Origin of the sequence: Shewanella sp. TB7-MNA-CIBAN-0143 (assembly GCF_040310065.1) — a bacterium.
GTDB lineage: Bacteria > Pseudomonadota > Gammaproteobacteria > Enterobacterales > Shewanellaceae > Shewanella.
Genome location: NZ_JBEOPL010000001.1, coordinates 219323 through 239128 on the forward strand (window position 1 = coordinate 219323; position 19806 = coordinate 239128).

Annotated in this window: 16 protein-coding genes; 14 read left to right on the top strand and 2 right to left on the bottom strand. The window is 42.2% G+C overall.

Going from position 1 to position 19806, the window contains the following annotated elements; all coding sequences use genetic code 11:
* Positions 1-60: 60 nt before the first annotated feature.
* From bfr (AAEY97_RS00955) to dinB, 3 genes are all read left to right on the top strand, one after another.
* Complete coding sequence (gene bfr / locus AAEY97_RS00955; RefSeq protein WP_101085791.1) at positions 61-531, top strand: bacterioferritin; 471 nt, start codon at positions 61-63, stop codon at positions 529-531.
* Between the two features lie 12 nt (positions 532-543).
* Positions 544-1011: a bacterioferritin gene (gene bfr / locus AAEY97_RS00960; protein WP_059746496.1), complete on the top strand. Its 468-nt coding sequence runs from the start codon at positions 544-546 to the stop codon at positions 1009-1011.
* Positions 1012-1146: 135 nt separating this feature from the next.
* Positions 1147-2226 (top strand): DNA polymerase IV, encoded by a 1080-nt coding sequence (gene dinB / locus AAEY97_RS00965; RefSeq protein WP_350995880.1) that lies wholly within the window; start codon positions 1147-1149, stop codon positions 2224-2226.
* Positions 2227-2335: 109 nt separating this feature from the next.
* Here dinB and AAEY97_RS00970 read toward each other — a convergent pair whose 3' ends face one another.
* Entirely contained in the window at positions 2336-3799 is a 1464-nt protein-coding gene (locus AAEY97_RS00970) for an aminoacyl-histidine dipeptidase (RefSeq protein WP_101085788.1), read from the bottom strand.
* 182 nt (positions 3800-3981) lie between these two features.
* Between AAEY97_RS00970 and AAEY97_RS00975 the strand changes: the two genes are divergently transcribed.
* The 4 genes from AAEY97_RS00975 (at position 3982) to AAEY97_RS00990 (ending at position 10386) form a co-directional block, all read left to right on the top strand.
* Positions 3982-5523 carry a M17 family metallopeptidase gene (locus AAEY97_RS00975; protein WP_350995883.1) on the top strand — a complete coding sequence of 514 codons (1542 nt, stop codon included), beginning with the start codon at positions 3982-3984 and terminating at the stop codon, positions 5521-5523.
* Positions 5524-6420: 897 nt separating this feature from the next.
* A complete protein-coding gene (locus tag AAEY97_RS00980; RefSeq protein WP_101085784.1) occupies positions 6421-7710 on the top strand; it encodes an NCS2 family permease in 1290 nt (429 codons plus the stop codon).
* A gap of 281 nt (positions 7711-7991) precedes the next feature.
* On the top strand, positions 7992-9101 hold the full coding sequence (proB, locus tag AAEY97_RS00985) for a glutamate 5-kinase (protein WP_162022517.1): 1110 nt from the start codon (positions 7992-7994) through the stop codon (positions 9099-9101).
* Positions 9102-9111: 10 nt separating this feature from the next.
* Entirely contained in the window at positions 9112-10386 is a 1275-nt protein-coding gene (locus AAEY97_RS00990) for a glutamate-5-semialdehyde dehydrogenase (protein ID WP_350995887.1), read from the top strand.
* An 82-nt stretch (positions 10387-10468) separates the two neighbouring features.
* Here AAEY97_RS00990 and AAEY97_RS00995 read toward each other — a convergent pair whose 3' ends face one another.
* The gene (locus tag AAEY97_RS00995) at positions 10469-10804 is read right to left on the bottom strand and encodes a hypothetical protein (protein ID WP_350995890.1); all 336 of its coding nucleotides are present in this window, start codon (positions 10802-10804) and stop codon (positions 10469-10471) included.
* Positions 10805-11434: 630 nt separating this feature from the next.
* Between AAEY97_RS00995 and dnaK the strand changes: the two genes are divergently transcribed.
* From dnaK to carA, 7 genes are all read left to right on the top strand, one after another.
* Entirely contained in the window at positions 11435-13351 is a 1917-nt protein-coding gene (dnaK, locus tag AAEY97_RS01000) for a molecular chaperone DnaK (RefSeq protein ID WP_101085774.1), read from the top strand.
* Between the two features lie 111 nt (positions 13352-13462).
* A complete protein-coding gene (gene dnaJ, locus AAEY97_RS01005) occupies positions 13463-14593 on the top strand; it encodes a molecular chaperone DnaJ (RefSeq protein WP_011636444.1) in 1131 nt (376 codons plus the stop codon).
* Between the two features lie 103 nt (positions 14594-14696).
* Positions 14697-15929 (top strand): DEAD/DEAH box helicase, encoded by a 1233-nt coding sequence (locus tag AAEY97_RS01010; RefSeq protein WP_350995893.1) that lies wholly within the window; start codon positions 14697-14699, stop codon positions 15927-15929.
* 122 nt (positions 15930-16051) lie between these two features.
* On the top strand, positions 16052-16858 hold the full coding sequence (locus AAEY97_RS01015) for a M48 family metallopeptidase (protein WP_162022520.1): 807 nt from the start codon (positions 16052-16054) through the stop codon (positions 16856-16858).
* 79 nt (positions 16859-16937) lie between these two features.
* A complete protein-coding gene (bamJ, locus tag AAEY97_RS01020) occupies positions 16938-17555 on the top strand; it encodes a BamJ family beta-barrel-assembly machinery protein (RefSeq protein ID WP_101085769.1) in 618 nt (205 codons plus the stop codon).
* A gap of 83 nt (positions 17556-17638) precedes the next feature.
* Positions 17639-18451, top strand: a complete 813-nt coding sequence (gene dapB, locus AAEY97_RS01025; protein ID WP_101085767.1) for a 4-hydroxy-tetrahydrodipicolinate reductase — start codon at positions 17639-17641, stop codon at positions 18449-18451.
* Between the two features lie 174 nt (positions 18452-18625).
* Positions 18626-19783 carry a glutamine-hydrolyzing carbamoyl-phosphate synthase small subunit gene (carA, locus tag AAEY97_RS01030; protein WP_350996004.1) on the top strand — a complete coding sequence of 386 codons (1158 nt, stop codon included), beginning with the start codon at positions 18626-18628 and terminating at the stop codon, positions 19781-19783.
* The last annotated feature ends 23 nt before the right edge of the window (positions 19784-19806 follow it).

Consider the following 19806-nt stretch of genomic DNA (forward strand, 5'->3'; position numbering starts at 1 on the left):
ATAGTGTTTTATCCTGTTTGTAATTGATCGAGATCACATTATTTATCGAGGGACATTACTATGAAAGGTCATCCTAAAGTCATCAGCCAACTCAATCGTGTACTTACCTGTGAGCTGACCGCCATTAACCAATACTTTTTACATGCTCGCATGTTTAAGCATTGGGGATTGGAAAAGCTTAATGAGAAAGAGTATAAAAAATCGATTGAAGACATGAAGCATGCTGACAAGCTGATTGAACGTGTATTGTTTCTTGAAGGTTTACCTAACCTACAACAGTTAGATAAATTGCGCATTGGTGAACATGCTGAAGAAATGCTTAGCTGTGATCTAACTGCAATTACGGAACAAATTGCCATTTTGCGTGAAGCCATTAAGGTATGCGAAACTCAGCAAGATTATGTTAGCCGCGATTTATTTGAAGATTTACTCGAAGACGAAGAAGAACATCTAGATTGGATTGAGTCGCAGCAAGAGCTAATCAATCAAACCGGTATTCAAAATTATCTTCAATCACAAATTAACGACTAATAGGAAATTATCATGAAAGGCCATCCAGAAGTCATCGACGCTTTAAATAGTTTATTAACCGGCGAATTGTCTGCCATGGATCAATATTTTGTCCATGCTCACATGTATGAAGACTGGGGGTTCAATGAACTGTATACCCGTATTCTGCATGAGTCAGACGACGAGAAGTTGCATGCAGCTAAATTAGTTCAACGCATTTTGTTTTTAGAAGGCACTCCAGATGTTGGCAGCCGTGAAGCGCTGAATATTGGTAAAGATGTGCAAGAAATGCTGAGAAATGATCTTGCATACGAATATCATGTAGCTGATCATTTGCGTAAAGTTATCGCGCTATGTGAAGAAAAAGCTGATTACCAAAGCCGTGAAATTTTAGAAGTGTTATTAGATGACACTGAATCTGACCACATGTATTGGTTAGAAAAGCAACTCGGTCTAATCGAACGTATTGGTTTACAAAACTATTTACAGACCAAAATGTAATGTCTTAATTGCTATGTTACATGTTAATAAAGCCCAACTGCGTTTGGGCTTTTTTGTATCCTTAAGAGAATGATTGAATACTGTTTATATGTACAGTATCATGGTTTTAATTGGGCTAATGATGATGGTTATAGAATGCGTAAAATCATTCACATCGATATGGATTGTTATTTTGCTGCGGTAGAAATGCGTGATTTTCCTGAGTTAAGAGGAAAGCCCATTGCTGTTGGCGGCAGAAGTGATCGCCGTGGTGTGATAAGTACTTGCAGTTATGAGGCCCGCAAATTTGGGGCGCGAAGTGCTATGTCCAGTTATCATGCGTTACAGTTGTGTCCGCAATTGATTTTAGTACCAGGGCGGATGGAGGTGTATAAATCTGTGTCACTCCAAATACGTGAGATTTTTCATCGATACACTGATCTTGTCGAACCATTGTCTTTAGACGAAGCTTATCTTGATGTCACAGATTGCGATGCTCATCAAGGCAGTGCGACATTAATTGCCAAAGCGATACGTGATGACATTTATGAGGTCACTGGATTAACGGCTTCAGCAGGTATTGCACCCATTAAGTTTTTAGCCAAAATTGCATCCGATTTAAATAAGCCTAATGGACAATATGTTATCACCCCAAATCAAATTGCTGATTTTGTAAAAGACCTACCTCTGAGTAAAATTCCTGGTGTCGGTAAAGTCACTTCAAAAAAGTTAGCCGATATTGGCTTAACCACTTGTTATGACGTGCAACAATACCCTAAAGTGCAATTAATTGAGGCCTTTGGTAAGTTTGGCCATGTGTTGGCTGAGCGTGCACAAGGTATCGATTCAAGGCAAATTAGCCCGCACCGAGTGCGTAAGTCCGTAGGGGTTGAAACCACGTTAGCCAAAGACATTTTTACGTTAGAGCAATGTCATCAAGTATTACCACAGCTTATTCAAGAGCTGAGTGCTCGGGTTCATCGGAGTGCGAAAGATAGACAGATCCATAAGCAGGTTGTAAAACTGAAATTTAATGATTTTAAGCAGACCACCATCGAGCATCGCAGTGATGAGATTTCAATTAACCTGTTTCATGAATTATTACTGCAAGCATTACAACGAAGCCAAGGGCGAGGGATTCGGTTACTCGGTGTGAGCGTTGGCCTAGCGGATGTGACGTTGGTTTCTTCCGAGAATAGTGCCGATCAAATTACTCAACTCGATTTACAATTTTAGGCGCCCATTTTATAACGGAAATCATAGAGAGCAAAAAGGCGACATTGCTGTCGCCTTTGATTTATAGCTTATCCGCCAATTATAATCTTGGCCATAATCACTTGATTGATTACGCCTCTTTAGCAGGAATACGCTCTAATACAGCTAGCAGTAATTCCCAATATTGACCAACAGTGGTGATGTTAACCATTTCATCTGGGCTGTGCGGATAGCGAATCGTCGGACCAATCGATACCATGTCCATATGTGGATAAGGTTCTTTAAATAAACCACATTCAAGACCCGCATGAATAACCATCACAGTAGGATCTTTTTTATAAATATCGTTATAGGTGTCACGCACAATTGCCATAACAGATGAGCTAGTGTCTGGTTTCCAACCTGGATAAGCACCGCTTAAATCAATGCTAGCACCCGATAGATTTGATAGTGCGGTTAGCATACCGGTGACTTCTTCACGCCCCGAATCGATTAATGAACGAATAAGGCATAATATTTCTACGCTTTCATCTTCAGTACTGATCACGCCTATATTTAGTGATGTTTCAGTCACACCCTCCACTTCATCACTCATGCGCATTACGCCGTTAGGGCAAGCATGTAATAAGTCGATTAAGGTATTTTGCGCTTCTTCGCCCATGACTTTTGTTGGTGCATCAATAGCGGCTAATGTGAGTAACATCGATGGGTCAGCTACGGCTAACTCTTCACGCACTAACGCTTGGAATGACTCAATAGCTTGTTTTAATGCTTCAACATTTTCAGCTGGCAACATCAATTGAACGTTAGCTTCACGTGGAATCGCATTACGCAGCGAACCACCACTAAAGCTGACCAGCTCTAGGGCTAATTCGTCACTGTATTTAAACAAAAATCGCGCTAATAACTTGTTAGCGTTACCACGACCAAGATGAATATTGACACCAGAATGGCCGCCTTTTAAACCCGACATAGTCAGTGAAAAGCTGGCGTTGCTTTGTTCTGGTGCTTGCCAAGACATCGGTATACTTATCTGTGCATCAACACCGCCGGCGCAACCCATGTAGATTTCACCTTCTTGCTCTGAATCAGTATTAATTAAAATTTCAGCATCAAGGTAACCGGCTTCTAAACCAAAGGCGCCAGTCATGCCGGCTTCTTCATCAATGGTGAGCAGCACTTCGAGTGGCCCGTGCTTAATGTCTTTACTGCCTAAAACGGCCAGCGCCGAAGACATACCAATACCGTTATCTGAACCTAAGGTTGTGCCTTTGGCTTTAACCCAATCACCGTCTACATAGGCTTCTATCGGATCGGTTTCAAAGTTATGTACTTTGTCGGCATTTTTTTGCGGCACCATATCAATGTGTGCTTGTAACACTACTATTTTGCAGTTTTCCATTCCTGCAGTAGCAGGCTTACGGATGATTAAATTACCCACTTTGTCTTCAACAACCGCAAGGCCTTGAGCTTTTGCCCATTGTTGAATATGTTGTGATAACGCATGTTCATGTTTTGATGGATGTGGAATAGCACAAATTTGTTCAAACCATTGCCATAGAGGCTGAGGATATAATTGAGTTAATGCAGTCACGAAACGCCCTCTAAGATGAAATCAAGTCGATATACGACACAAAATATTACTGCCACTATTTTAACATATTCTGCGCAGTTACTTGATATTGCGATAGCGATTTGCCAAGGTTTAGTCCACAAATCTGTAAATAATTATGAACCCACTAATTTATCTATATTCCTAAAGAGTAAGGATCTTGTATGACCCAAGTGAATAAAGCGGTTACCGCGTTCCAAGTGCCAATTATTGATGTCACAAGTGATGAGGCTATTTTTGAAGGCGAAGGTTGGGACGCTGTTGTTGTGATAGCAACGAGTTTAGCTGAGATCAAACAAGATGAAGTGAGTTTGCTTGCTGCACACGCTAGTCAAATAGATTTCCGTGTCGGTAAAAGTGCCACGCTCCTTTTTGCGCCAGGGTTAGCCGGTGGTCGTTTGATTATCTCCCCAGTGACAGATAGCGACAATCAGTATAGCGATGTCAGGATTTTTGCCAAAGCCGCTCGAGAAGGTATTGCCATTGCTAAAGCCGCAGGTGCCACTAAACCTTTACTTGTTGTTCCAAGGGTAACTGACAATCGCTTTGCCAATGCAGAACAAGTTGCCGCACTGGCGTGTGGACAAGAGCTTTGGCAACCGTTAGAGACGCGAGAAGCAAAGTCTTTGCAACCGAGTTTAGAGGCTATTGGATTATTGAATACCGCCGCGCATAGTAGGTTAATTAATGCGGCAGAATCTGGACGAGTATTGGCGCGCGATCTTTGTGGTACAGAACCTGAGCGTATGTCGGCTATTGGGTTTGCACAATATTGTGTTGATGCTTTTGCTGATAGCGGTTTGGCTGTATCTGTGGTTGATCAAGTCGAGCAGTTAAAAGCGCAATACCCATTACTCAGTGCGGTGGGCAGAAGCTCTTTTGATGTTGCACGTCATCATCCTCGAGTGGTAAAGCTTGAATATGTTGGTGAAGGCCCTATTACAAAAACCTTATTCTTTGCTGGCAAAGGTGTTGTTTACGACACAGGCGGCGCTGATATTAAAGTTGCAGGTTCTATGGCTGGTATGAGCCGTGATAAAGGTGGCGCGGCAACAGTTGCCGGTTTAATGAAAGCACTATCAATACTGAAACCTAAAGGTATTAAAGTCATTGCTGAACTCGGATTAGTAAGAAACAGTATTGGCAGTGATGCATTTGTCACCGATGAGATCATTACTAGCCACGCAGGTGTGCGAGTCCGTATTGGTAATACTGATGCAGAAGGTCGCTTAGTATTGGCTGACTTATTATCGCATTTGCGAATACAGGCTCAAACCGCAGTGAATCCACAATTATTTTCGGTGGCGACGTTAACCGGTCATGTTGTGCGAGCCTACGGTGGTTACCCTGCATTAGTTGAAAATAGCGCGGCTAAAAAACAAGGGGTTGCAGCAACACTCGCTGAAGTGGGTCAGTTATGGGGTGAACCATTTGAGGTTTCACGATTACGTCCAGAAGACTTTGATAAAATAGCCGATAAAAATGGCGCTGCAGATGTGGTGTCATCGAATAATGGTCCGTCTTCAATTACGGCTCGTGGGCATCAATATCCTGCCGCTTTCTTGATAAAAGCCTCTGGATTAGCTCAAACAGAGCTGGCATTTACCCATATTGATATTGCAGGTAGTGCGGTGGAGGGCGATCCTCTGTATGGAAAGCCAACTGCAAGTCCTTTGGTTGCTTTATTACAGTTTTCAAAGTTGTAGTCATATTATATTTAATCACCTGTTTTATAATAGATTTATTTATAGTTTACATGTTGATAACAATAGTTATACATAGTTTTAATACGAGGTAATTGTAATTAAATCACTTTTAATGATGTTTTTGTGAATTAAAGCAAATAATACTTGTAATTAAATTACAGTTTTGTATAATTCACTTCGTCGACAAGCAATGTGTTTGTCGACTCTAGTTAATCCAGGATGGATATAACCTCCAAGGATCTGAGTGACAAGTTGTCTCAATGGATTTGAGAAATGTACGTTCCAGGGAACCGAGCCAAGCTTTACTAGGTTTATACAACTTTACTTTAATCAGGAGCATGACTATGTCTTATACAGGTAACAGCAAATTTTATTGGCAGAACACTTGGTTTGCCGACGTAACAGTTTTACGTGGCGGTATATTCGCCATGAAACGTTAAGAATTGACCCTCTTTACGTAGTGTTAATATCCATCAACCTTTTGTTCGTCTCGTTTGACGGTTTTAGACAGGGTGGTAAATTAATTAATTTATCGCCACATCACGTTAAGTGGTGCTAGCTTTCCTTTCCCCATATGGGATGCTTGTAACATGTCTGCCTACTCTATTGAGTAGGCTTTTTTTTGTCTTAAATTCAGCTAGCTTTTAGTTAGATTCAAGTTAATTGGTTAATCGCTAATTGATTAGTGCGCTATTTAAAAAACTGAAATCTTTCAACAAAAAGGCTATTGATAGCTATCAAGGTCGTAAGTATTTATAATTCCCCGAAATAAAGTAAGCCCTCTGTAATGATATCGACTCAGCGAGTATGGTCAGTAGCACAAGGCTTACCGCATCCTCATCTGTAGCAATTTAACCATTAATCCAATGTTAACCTTTGCCCAAGGAACCCCGTTCCATGTTAGAAAAACTATTTAAACTTAAACAGAACAACACCAGTCTTAAGCAAGAGGCTGTGGCCGGTCTGACTACTTTTTTAACGATGGCCTACATCATTTTTGTTAACCCTATGATGCTTGCTGATGCAGGGATGGATCATGGTGCAGTATTTGTTGCCACATGTTTAGCTGCTGCCATCGGTTGCTTAGTTATGGGGTTATTAGCTAATTACCCGATTGCATTGGCTCCGGGTATGGGACTGAATGCTTTTTTTACTTACACCGTTGTTGGTGAAATGGGTTACAGCTGGGAAACAGCACTTGGCGCGGTCTTTATGTCAGGAGTGTGCTTCTTAATTTTATCCTTAGTTAGGATCCGCGAGTGGATAGTCAACAGTATTCCAATGTCGTTACGTTTTGGTATCGCAGCTGGTATTGGATTATTTTTAGCCTTAATTGGCTTAAAAAATGCCGGTATTGTAGTGGCTAGCCCTGCAACATTAGTGACTATGGGCGATATCACCTCATTTCCTGCATTGATGGCTGCGTTAGGTTTCTTCTTAATTATTGCTATGGTTCAACGTGGCTTAAAGGGTGCTGTTATTTTCAGTATCCTAATTGTGACTGTTCTGGGAATGATATTTGGCGATGTGCAATACCAAGGCTTAATTTCAATGCCACCGTCTATTGCACCGACATTTATGAAGATGGACTTGTCTAGTGTATTAGAAGTGAGCATGTTATCGGTGGTTTTTGCCTTCTTGTTTGTCGATTTATTTGATACATCAGGTACCTTAGTCGCTGTTGCTCAACGTGGCGGACTGCTTGATGAAAAAGGCCGTTTACCTCGAGTAAAACGTGCCTTAACCGCAGACAGCGTCGCCACGATCACTGGTGCTGCATTGGGTACATCAACTACCACTAGCTATATTGAAAGTATCGCAGGGGTGAGTGCAGGTGGTCGCACAGGTTTAACTGCCGTTGTGGTTGGATTACTGTTTTTAGCGGCATTATTTGTGTCGCCATTAGCGGGTATGGTTCCAGCGTATGCCACAACTGGAACCTTGTTTTATGTTGCTATTTTAATGATGTCTGGCCTAGTCAATGTTGATTGGGAAGACTTAACTGAAGCCGCTCCTGTTGTCGTGACTTGCTTATTAATGCCGTTAACCTTTTCTATTGCCAATGCTATTGGGCTTGGGTTTATTTCTTATGCTGCGATCAAATTGATGACAGGGCGTTTTAAAGATTTAAATCCAGGTATTTTAGTGGTGGCCGCATTGTTTATTGCCAAGTTTATTTACGGTTAATTAGCTGTCCATGAGTACAGTGAGTTAATAAATTGGCTAAAGCCAATATAAAAAAGGGCTATTAGCCCTTTTTTTGTTTTTCTAATAAGGCGCCAATAACTACCCTATTGCAGCTCAATGCAACTGAGTTAGCAGAATTAAGGACTGTTTGATAACTATTTATTAACCTGAAAATGGTTAATCTAGACAAATATTCCAGTATTAGCGGCTTTCACTATGAATTATCGAGTGAATTGGGTATAAAAATGAACTGAATATTTTTTGTAAGCTGAGTAATACAAATGGGTTATCGCCGCGTAGTAGTTAAGTTAGGCACCAGCGTGCTGACATCGGGCAGTAAAAAGCTTGATAAAGCACATATGGTTGAATTAGCCAGGCAAATGGCCTCGCTTATGCGTTCAGGCGTTGAAGTCGTATTGTGTACATCAGGCGCTATAGCTGCTGGGCGAGAGCATTTACAATATCCGGTGTTGCCAGACACTATGGCCAATAAACAGTTACTTGCAGCTGTGGGTCAAAGTCAGTTAATTTTGGCTTGGTCACAATTGTTCAGTATTTACGGGTTGCATGTTGGCCAGTTATTGTTAACTCGTGCTGATTTACAAGATCGTGAACGTTACCTTAATGCGCGCGACACCTTAAATGCATTATTAGCTCATAATATTATCCCGATAATTAATGAAAATGATGCAGTTGCAACCAATGAGATTAAAGTGGGTGATAATGATAATTTATCAGCCCGTGCAGCCTTACTTTGCGATGCTGATTTACTTATCTTACTGACCGACCAAAAAGGCTTATTTGATGCCGACCCACGCACCCATCCCGACGCACAGTTAATTAAACAAGTTGTCAATATTGACGACAGTTTACGTTTATTGGCTGGCGGTTCAGTGTCAGGACTTGGAACGGGCGGAATGGCGACTAAACTTGAAGCGGCGGATGTGGCTCGACGAGCGGGCATAGAAGTTGTCATCGCTTCCGGTCATCACCCTGATGTTATTGCCAAAGTGGCGGCGAGGGAGTCTGTCGGCACTCATTTTAGTGCAATCGAAAATCCATTAGAAAGTCGCAAACAATGGATCTTGGCTGGTCCTGCTTCACAAGGTAAATTAGTTGTAGATGCTGGAGCATCGGTTGCCGTTGTTGCTAATGGTCGTAGTTTATTATCTAAAGGCATTGTCGATGTTGAAGGCAATTTTGAGCGCGGGGCGACCTTACTGATTGTGAATCAAACCGGTAAGATTTTGGCTAAAGGCATTAGCCGATATTGCGCCAATGATTTAACCAAAATTAGCGGTAAACATTCTGATGATATAGAAAGTCTACTGGGCTATAACTACGGCGATGCCGTGGTTCATCGCAATGATATGGTCGTACTTGATAATTAAGGATAAACATATGTCAGCCACAGAAACAGAATATTTAACTCAATTAGGGCAACGTGCTAAGGCTGCAAGTTTTATTTTAGCGAGTTTAACAGCGAAACAAAAAAACGTATTGTTAGCTACGATTGCAGACCACTTAGCGCAGAGGAAAAATGATATTTTACAAGCGAATGCACAAGATATCATTGCAGCGAAGCAAAGTGGTTTAACCGAAGCCATGATAGATAGGTTGATGCTGGACGAAGGGCGGCTAGGCGGAATTATAGCTGACATTGATAATGTCATCGCACTAGCCGACCCTGTCGGCAAAGAAGTTGACAGTCGGGTATTGGATAACGGCTTACGCTTAACTCGTCGCAGTGTCCCATTAGGTGTGGTGGGGGTTATTTATGAGGCTCGGCCAAATGTCACCGTTGATATTGCCGTGTTGGCGTTAAAGACCGGTAATGCAGTGATTTTGCGTGGCGGTAAAGAAACCCTAACCTCAAATAAAGTGCTAAGTGAAGTTATCCGTGATGCATTGGTGAGTTTAGATTTACCTAAAGATGCCGTGCAGCTCATTGATTCACCAGAGCGGAGTCTTGTCAGTGGCTTACTAAGACTCGACAAATATGTTGATATGATTATCCCTCGTGGTGGACAAAACCTGCAGCGATTGTGTGCTGAGCAATCGAGTATTCCTGTCATTTTAGGCGGCATTGGCATCTGTCATTTATTTGTCGATAAACAAGCCGATTTAGTGCGTGCAATCGATGTGATTGCCAACGCTAAAGTTCAACGCCCGACTGTGTGTAATGCCTTAGATACATTATTAATACATCAACAGGTTGCTGCCGAATTTATTCCTAATATTGCCTCACATTTACACTCACTTGGGGTTCATTTCCATGCTTGTGCAATTACTTTACCTTATCTTGATGGGTTAGGTTTTGATGTTACACCTGCACATGATGAATCGTTTTCAACAGAGTGGTTATCGCTCACGTTAGGGATCAAAGTGGTTAACGATATTGACGAAGCCGTGGAGCATATCCGTCATTATTCTACAGGGCATTCTGAAGCCATTTTAACGGATAACATTCACACAGCGAGTGACTTTATGAATCAAGTAGATTCCGCCGCAGTGTATGTGAATGCCAGTACTCGTTTCACCGATGGTTCACAATTTGGTCTTGGCGCTGAAGTGGCCGTGAGCACCCAGAAATTACATGCCCGTGGTCCAATGGCGTTAGATGCACTGACCACATACAAGTGGCTAGCTTGGGGTGATTACACCTGTAGGCAATAATGCATTTTGTTGTACTTATAACAATAAAGGGCGCAAATAAGCGCCCTTTATTGTTTGTGCTGAGAGACGCTATAACAGAGCGCTATAAATTATAAATAAGATGACTGGGCGTTACTGGCTCAACCAAACGTTCATAGGTGGTTAATAACCAAATTGCAAAAAAGGCACAAGTCATTAATATCGCCACAATTCTAAATGCTTGTGCGTATTCCATCACATAAGTGAAATATCGACGCTGTACTGCATTGGTCATAAAAGTGGCGATAAGTGAAAATACACACAAATACATAGCTGGATATTGTGTGGTACTTACGCCATAAAACTTTTCATAAACTAGAATTACCATAACAATTGTTAAGGTAACAATGCGTATCTTACGTTCGGTATTATCACTGAAATTCCATCTTGGCAGTCCCATTGCCTTACTTCCTCTACAATCATTTGAATTTTTAGTACTTTTTTAAACATCTATATATACTTTTATAACGCTAGTTGTATTTTTTATCAAATGATTAGCGTTATTTAATGCTTTTGTTTGCAGTGTGACAGCAAAATACGACTAACACCGCTGAAATGCCAAGCAGGTTAATATGATATAAACCAATGTCGATTGAAAATGAACGATGTGCTTAATAAGTTCAATACTAGTATGAGTAACGATTATATCGCTATTACAATCTAACTCATCATTAGAGTGGGTGACTTTCGGTAAAGTATTACCGTGTCTACGCTTTGTTACTGCACTATTCCGGCTGGTTTTACTGTTTTTTTCACTATTTCGCTTATTTTGGCAGTGGTTGTGATTTATTGTTCATCCATCTTACCTTATTGGTATGGCCCGCATAAAAAAACCCATAAAACAGGATAAATATTTACTTATCCCCTTGTAATTCACTTTGTTGTCCCAATATAGGTATCAAGGCTGATATGAGTGGTTAATTTTGAATCTCAAGTTAAGCAACAAAATGCTTGAAATACTTGTTGTTCATCCCCATATCAACATCAAATAACATATTTGTGACGACTAACGTCAATTTCGGAGGACCCCATGGGCAAAATTATTGGTATCGATTTAGGCACAACAAACTCGTGTGTAGCAGTCCTTGATGGCGGCAAAGCACGCGTAATTGAAAACGCAGAGGGTGATCGCACAACCCCATCAATTATCGCTTATACCGATGATGAAATTATTGTAGGCCAGCCAGCAAAGCGTCAGGCTGTAACCAACCCAACAAACACATTCTTTGCCATCAAGCGTTTAATCGGTCGTCGTTTTAAAGATGACGAAGTTCAACGTGATGTGAACATCATGCCATTCAAAATTATCGCAGCTGATAATGGTGATGCATGGGTTGAGTCACGTGGTAACAAAATGGCACCACCACAAGTTTCAGCTGAAATCTTGAAAAAGATGAAAAAGACTGCTGAAGACTTTTTAGGTGAAGAAGTGACTGAAGCGGTTATTACCGTTCCTGCTTACTTTAACGATTCACAACGTCAAGCCACTAAAGATGCTGGTCGTATCGCAGGTCTTGATGTTAAGCGTATTATCAACGAACCTACTGCTGCTGCACTTGCATACGGTATCGACAAGAAACAAGGCGACAACATTGTTGCTGTATACGATTTAGGTGGTGGTACATTCGATATCTCTATCATCGAAATTGACAGCAACGATGGTGACCAAACATTTGAAGTACTAGCAACCAATGGTGATACTCACTTAGGTGGTGAAGACTTTGATAACCGTATGATTAACTATTTAGCTGATGAATTCAAAAAAGACCAAGGCTTAGATCTTCGTAGAGATCCTTTAGCAATGCAACGTTTGAAAGAAGCCGCTGAAAAAGCAAAAATCGAGCTTTCAAGCACTAACCACACTGAAGTTAACTTGCCTTACATCACTGCTGATGCATCAGGTCCTAAGCATTTAGTGGTTAAAATTACTCGTGCTAAGTTAGAGTCATTAGTTGAAGATTTAATTCAACGTACTCTAGAGCCGCTTAAAGTTGCACTAGCTGATGCTGATTTATCAATATCAGATATCAATGAAGTGATTCTTGTGGGTGGTCAGACTCGTATGCCTAAAGTACAAGAAGCAGTCACTAACTTCTTTGGCAAAGAGCCTCGTAAAGATGTTAACCCTGATGAAGCGGTTGCTGTTGGTGCGGCGATTCAGGCTGGCGTACTTTCTGGTGAAGTGAAAGACGTACTTCTACTTGACGTTACCCCACTATCTCTTGGTATTGAAACCATGGGCAGTGTGATGACAAAGCTTATCGAGAAGAACACCACTATCCCGACTAAAGCTCAGCAAGTATTCTCAACAGCTGACGACAACCAAAGTGCCGTGACTATTCACGTACTTCAAGGTGAACGTAAGCAAGCGAGTGCTAACAAGTCATTAGGTCAATTTAACCTTGAAGGTATTGAGCCAGCACCACGTGGCCAACCACAGGTTGAAGTGATGTTCGACATTGATGCTGATGGTATCTTACATGTGTCTGCAACAGACAAGAAAACAGGTAAGAAACAAAACATTACTATCAAAGCCTCTTCAGGTTTATCTGATGAAGAAGTTGAACAAATGGTACGTGATGCAGAAGCTCATGCTGATGAAGATGCTAAATTTGAAGAGTTAGTTAAAGCGCGTAATCAAGCAGATGGTTTAGCTCATTCAACTAAAAAACAAGTTGAAGAAGCTGGCGATGCACTAGCTAGTGACGAAAAAGAAAAGATTGAAGCAGCAATCGCAACTTTAGAAACTGCCATAAAAGGCAAAGATAAAGAAGCCATTGATACAGCAACTCAAGCGCTAATCGAAGCGTCTGCTAAGTTAATGGAAATTGCTCAAGCTAAAGCTCAAGGTGAAGCAGAAGGTCAAGCGCACGATGCTGGCCAAGAAAAGCCTGCTGATGATGTTGTTGATGCTGAGTTCGAAGAAGTTAAAGACGACAAAAAGTAATTAGCAATTTCAGCTAGTTACCGTTAAAGCGGGCGTTGGGGTTATCCTCAAACGCCCGTTTGTATAATTTAAGTTTAACAATTTACTCACACCTTCGAGAAACAGAACACTATGTCAAAGCGTGATTATTACGAAGTTCTCGGTGTTGGACGTGACACCAGTGAACGCGAAATTAAAAAAGCGTACAAACGCTTAGCGATGAAGTTTCACCCAGACCGTAATCCGGGTGACAAAGCCGCAGAAGCTAGCTTTAAAGAAATTAAAGAAGCGTACGAAATTTTAACCGACAGCGACAAAAAAGCGGCTTACGATCAATTTGGTCATGCTGGCGTCGACCCTAATCGTGGTGGACACGGCGGTGGCCAAGGTGATTTTGGCGATATCTTTGGAGATGTATTCGGTGATATTTTTGGTGGTGGTCGCCGTGGTGGTGGTCAGCGTCAAGCTGCGCGCGGTAGTGACTTACGATACAACCTTGAATTGTCTTTAGAAGAAGCCGTACGCGGCTTAACCAAAGAACTGCGAATTCCTACTTTAGCTGCCTGTGATTTATGTGACGGGAGTGGCGCTAAAAAAGGCACATCTGCAACCACATGTGGTACGTGTCATGGCCAAGGCCAAGTGCAAATGCGTCAAGGTTTCTTTGCTGTTCAGCAAGCGTGTCCTACTTGTCATGGTCGCGGTAAAATCATTAAAGATCCTTGCGGCAAGTGCCATGGTGAAGGTCGCGTTGAGAAAAGCAAAACCTTATCAGTTAAAATTCCTGCCGGTGTCGATACAGGCGATCGTATTCGTCTTACTGGCGAAGGTGAAGCAGGCGAGTTTGGTGCTCCACCAGGTGATTTATACGTTCAAGTTAGTGTGCGTGAACACGCTATCTTTACCCGTGACGCCAATAACCTTTACTGTGAAGTACCTATTTCATTCAGTAAAGCAGCATTAGGCGGCGAGATTGAAGTACCGACATTAGACGGTAAAGTTAGCCTTAAAATCCCAACAGAAACCCAAACAGGGCGCATGTTCCGCCTACGCGGCAAAGGGGTTAAGTCGGTCCGTAGCCATGCAGTAGGTGACTTACTGTGTAAAGTGGTAATGGAAACACCGGTTAACTTGAATGAAAAACAAAAAGAGTTATTGCGTGAGTTTGAAGCAACGTTAACTGGCGAATCAAAAAAGCACAGCCCTAAAGCTGAAGGCTTCTTTGATGGCGTTAAAAAGTTCTTTCAGGATTTAAACAGTTAATCGCGATGATCTAGCGACCTCGTTAAAGGCTGTTTACTTTGGGTAAGCAGCCTTTTTTATTGGCGAATATCGTCAATTTATCCTATTAACATTAGGCGTTAACATGTCATTTTCAGCGTTATCACTCGATTCAAGTTTATTAGCCGCATTACCGCCGACAGTGAATCAGCCGAGTCGTATTCAGCAACTGGCTATTCCAACTATATTGGCGGGGCAAGATGTGTTGGCATTAGCCCAAACCGGCAGCGGTAAAACCTATGCTTACGGTTTGCCTGTATTGCAACGCATTAGTCTGCTTCCAACGGCTCATTTGTCTGCCGTGATCATCGTACCGACCAGAGAGTTAGCATCACAAGTATCGCAAAACTTAGTGCCGCTGGCACAATCGCTTAATTTGCGCGTAGAGGTACTGTGTGGCGGTGAAGCAATAGAGCTTCAAATTGAGCGCTTAGCTCAACCGGTTAACATCGTCGTTGCTACACCGGGCCGCTTACTCGCATTAGCACAACAAGGTGTTATTGATTTTGAACATCTGCAGAGTTTGGTCCTTGATGAAGCAGACCGATTACTGGACATGGGATTTATCGCTGATATTAATGCGCTGATTACATTAATGCCAAGTGGCCAACGGTTATTATTTTCGGCGACGTTACCCGAATCTTTGGTCGCATTAGCTCAAAAGGTACAGTCTGCATCTTGCGTGCGAATTGAAGCGCATGCTTTAAATAGTACCGTGGCTGATATTGATCAAACTCTCTATCACGTCAATAAAGGCAGCAAAGCCAAAGCGCTGATTCATTTAATTGCTTTACATCAATGGTCGCAAGTATTGGTGTTTGTGAATGCTAAAGATGATGCAGATGCATTGTGTAAAAAGTTAATTAAAGCGGGTATTAACGCTGCGGCGCTTCATGGCGATAAAGAACAAGCGCTGCGAAGTAAGACCTTAGAGCAATTCAAAACGGCACAACTTACTGTATTAGTCGCAACCGATGTATTAGCGCGCGGTATTCATGTCGACGCATTGCCAGTAGTCATTAATGTTGATTTGCCTGCCCAAGCAGCAGTATATGTTCATCGTATTGGACGTACTGCACGGGCGGGATTAAGCGGCGTGGCATTATCATTAGTCGGTCATTCTGAATTACTCAGTTTAGAGGCTATTCGAGAATTAACCGGACAGGCATTACCATTAGATGAATTAGCTGGTTTTGCGGTAACAGACAAACCGATTAGCGAAAACAGTAAGCGAGCGCCGCGTGATAAGCAAGCCAATCGTCGTACCGCCAATAAACGCAGTATTAGTGATTTCGCTAAACGTAAATCAACACGTTAATTAACACATGAATGCTGGCTGATGTTTAATATCGCAAATGGTGCATTGGTCCAGTTGATTGGTATAAAATAAATGAATGATCGATTAGCTTTTTGGCTAAATGAATTTTAAGGGATGACAACATGAAACCTCTCGCGCTAACCCTACTCGTTTCTGCTTTATTAGTTGGCTGTGTTAATAGTCAATCGCCAACAGGGCGAGGGCAAACCTTGTTGTTTTCTGATACCCAGATGCAGCAAATGGGTGCTCAGTCGTTTGAGACCATGAAGCAAAGTGAAAAAATAAGTCAAAACCAAGCGCAAACTCAATATGTGAACTGTGTTGCCAAACGTATCACTGCGGTGTTACCCGACCAATCGCAGCAATGGGATGTCGTGTTGTTTGAATCAGATCAAGTCAATGCGTTTGCGCTACCTGGTGGCCATATTGGTGTCTATACCGGTTTACTAAATGTGGCGACGAATCAAGATCAGTTGGCTACGGTTATGGGACATGAAGTGGCGCACGTTTTAGCACAACATGGAAACGAGCAAGTATCTCGAGCGCAGATAACGGGTCTTGGCATGCAAGCTGCGGATGCCGCATTAGGAGCATCGGGTATTGCCAATAAAGATTTGTACATGGCCGGACTGGGGCTAGGGGCGAATGTGGGCATTATTTTACCTTTTGGCCGCAGTCAGGAATCTGAAGCTGATATTGTTGGTCTTGAGCTAATGGCCAAAGCAGGTTTTAATCCAGCTCAAAGTGTTAATTTGTGGCAAAACATGGCTAAAGCGGGCGGAGCCCAAGGCCCTGAACTGTTATCGACTCACCCGTCACACAGTCACCGAATTGAAGACTTGCAAGCGGCACAGAATCAAGTGATGCCGCTTTATACACAGGCAAGAAAACAGTCTTTGGCTGAGTGTAAAATTGCTCAAGTTAAATAGCGTTTTTTGCCAACATTTACGGGGTTTATTGTGATAAACTCTTGTGCGAATTTTTTATGTTTATTGAGAGAAAATTATTATGTCAGATTTGTTCAGCACTATGGAACAGCATGCTAGCTACGGTGTAGGTCGTCAAATGGGCGAGCAACTAGCAGCAAACTCTTTTGAAGGTATTGATATCCCTGCTGTTCAAGCTGGTCTTGCTGATGCATTTGCCGGTAAAGAAAGCGCAGTATCAATGGAAGAGCTTCAAGTTGCATTTACTGAAATTAGTCGTCGTTTACAAGAAGCACAAGAAGCTGCTGCAGAAGCTGCTGCCGCTGAAGGTGATACATTCCTAGCTGAAAATGCTAAGCGTGACGGTATTACGATAACTGAGTCTGGTCTTCAATACGAAGTGCTTGTACAAGGCGACGGTGAAACACCAACGTATGATTCAACTGTACGTACTCATTACCATGGTACTTTCATCAGTGGTGATGTGTTCGACAGCTCTGTTGCTCGTGGCCAACCTGCTGAATTCCCAGTATCTGGTGTTATCGCCGGTTGGACTGAAGCATTACAGTTAATGCCAGTTGGCACTAAGCTAAAATTATATGTCCCGCATCACTTGGCTTACGGTGAGCGTGGCGCGGGTGCTTCAATCCCGCCTTATTCAGCTTTGGTCTTCGAAGTTGAATTGTTAGAAATTATCTAGTTGTTAAAAACGCCTAAGTTAACTTAGGCGTTTTTGTATATGCTGTTTGTGTGTTTACCTTTAGTTAACACTGGGAGAAATAAATGACTGCAAAAGTGAGAATTGCTGTAGTTGGTGCCAGTGGCCGTATGGGCCGTACACTGATTGAATCTGCTAAACAGCAACAAGTTATAATACTTGGCGCAGCTATTGAACGTACAGGTTCAAGTTTAATCGGTATTGATGCTGGTGTACTTGCTGGTGTTGGCGCGATGAATGTTGCCATTACCGATTCACTGGATAAAGTGGTTGACGACTTTGACGTATTAATTGATTTTACGTCACCTGAATCTTCCATTATTCATCTCGATTGGTGCGCAAAAAATCACAAAGCTATTGTCATTGGTACCACAGGTTTTAATCATGCTCAAAAAGAGCAAATTGGTGCCTATTCAGAACAAGTGCCAGTGGTATTAGCGCCTAATATGTCTGTCGGTGTTAACGTGATGTGGAAGTTGCTCGCACTGGCTACAGAGGTGATGGGTGATTATACCGATATCGAAATAATCGAAGCGCATCATCGGCATAAAAAGGATGCACCGTCAGGTACTGCACTTAAAATGGGTGAAATTATAGCCCAAACATTAGGTCGTGATTTAGACCAATGTGCGGTATTTGGGCGTGAAGGTATTACCGGTGAACGTGATCCTAATACCATAGGTTTTGCAACGGTTCGTGCTGGTGACATTGTCGGTGAACACACCGCAATGTTCGCTGACATAGGCGAACGGCTGGAAATAACCCATAAAGCATCGAGTAGAATGACCTTTGCTAATGGGGCAATGAGGGCGGCTTTTTGGCTCTCCGATCAAAATGCAGGTCTGTATGACATGCAACAAGTATTAGGATTGAACTAGATAATAAAAACACCATTCGTTGGTGTTTTTTTTTGAAAACAATCCTACAAAATATAGACGTAAAAACGAATTTCTTATACAATCGCTAGAATTTGTCAAAATTTCGTAATTTATCGAAAATTGGTATTTTAGTGCAAAATAAAAACACATAATTTTAAGTGGCTTGGCTCTTTTCTGGAGGTCGCGTTGACACAGTCTGCCTTACTCGTACTCGAAGATGGATCAGTATTCTCTGGCACCGCAATTGGTGCTACCGGTATCTCTGTTGGTGAAGTGGTATTTAATACTTCAATGACAGGTTATCAAGAGATCCTTACAGATCCTTCATATTCACGCCAAATAGTAACATTAACCTATCCTCACATCGGTAACACAGGTACTAATGATGAAGACACAGAATCGGATTCGGTTCATGCATGTGGCTTAATTATTCGTGACTTACCGCTTATGGCGAGTAATTTCCGCAACCAACAATCATTAAGCGATTATTTAAAAGCGAATAATGTGGTTGGTATTGCTGATATTGATACCCGCAAACTAACTCGAATTTTGCGTGAAAAAGGCGCCCAAGCCGGTTGTATTATGGTCGGCGACCTAGATGAAGCGAAAGCTCTGGCAGCTGCGAAAGCGTTCCCAGGTCTAAAAGGCATGGATTTAGCCAAAGAAGTGACCACCGATAAAGCTTATACATGGCGTAACGGTAGCTGGAAATTAGTCGGTGGTTTACCGTCTGAAACACCAGCAGCGGAACTCAAATATAAAATTGTCGCGTACGATTACGGTGTGAAACGTAATATTTTACGTATGTTGGTTGACCGTGGTTGTTATGTGACGGTAGTGCCTGCTCAAACATCTGCTGCAGATGTCCTTGCCATGAACCCTGATGGGGTCTTCCTATCAAATGGTCCTGGCGACCCTGAGCCATGTGATTATGCTATTACTGCTATCCAGCAAATATTAACAACTGATATTCCAGTGTTTGGCATTTGTTTAGGTCACCAGTTACTTGCATTAGCCTCTGGTGCGAAAACCTTAAAAATGAAGTTTGGTCACCATGGTGCAAACCATCCAGTGAGCAATGTTGAAAATGGTCGCGTGATGATCACCAGTCAAAACCACGGTTTTGCTGCTGATGAAACCACATTGCCAGCAAACATCAAGGTGACGCATAAGTCGTTATTTGATGGTTCGTTACAAGGTATTCACCTAACGGATAAGCCTGCATTTAGCTTCCAGGGACACCCTGAAGCGAGTCCTGGGCCAACCGATGCCGCACCGCTGTTCGATCATTTCATCGAGCTAATTGAACAATACCGTCAGCACGCCAAGTAGTTATCTGGGAGAAGACAGAAGCA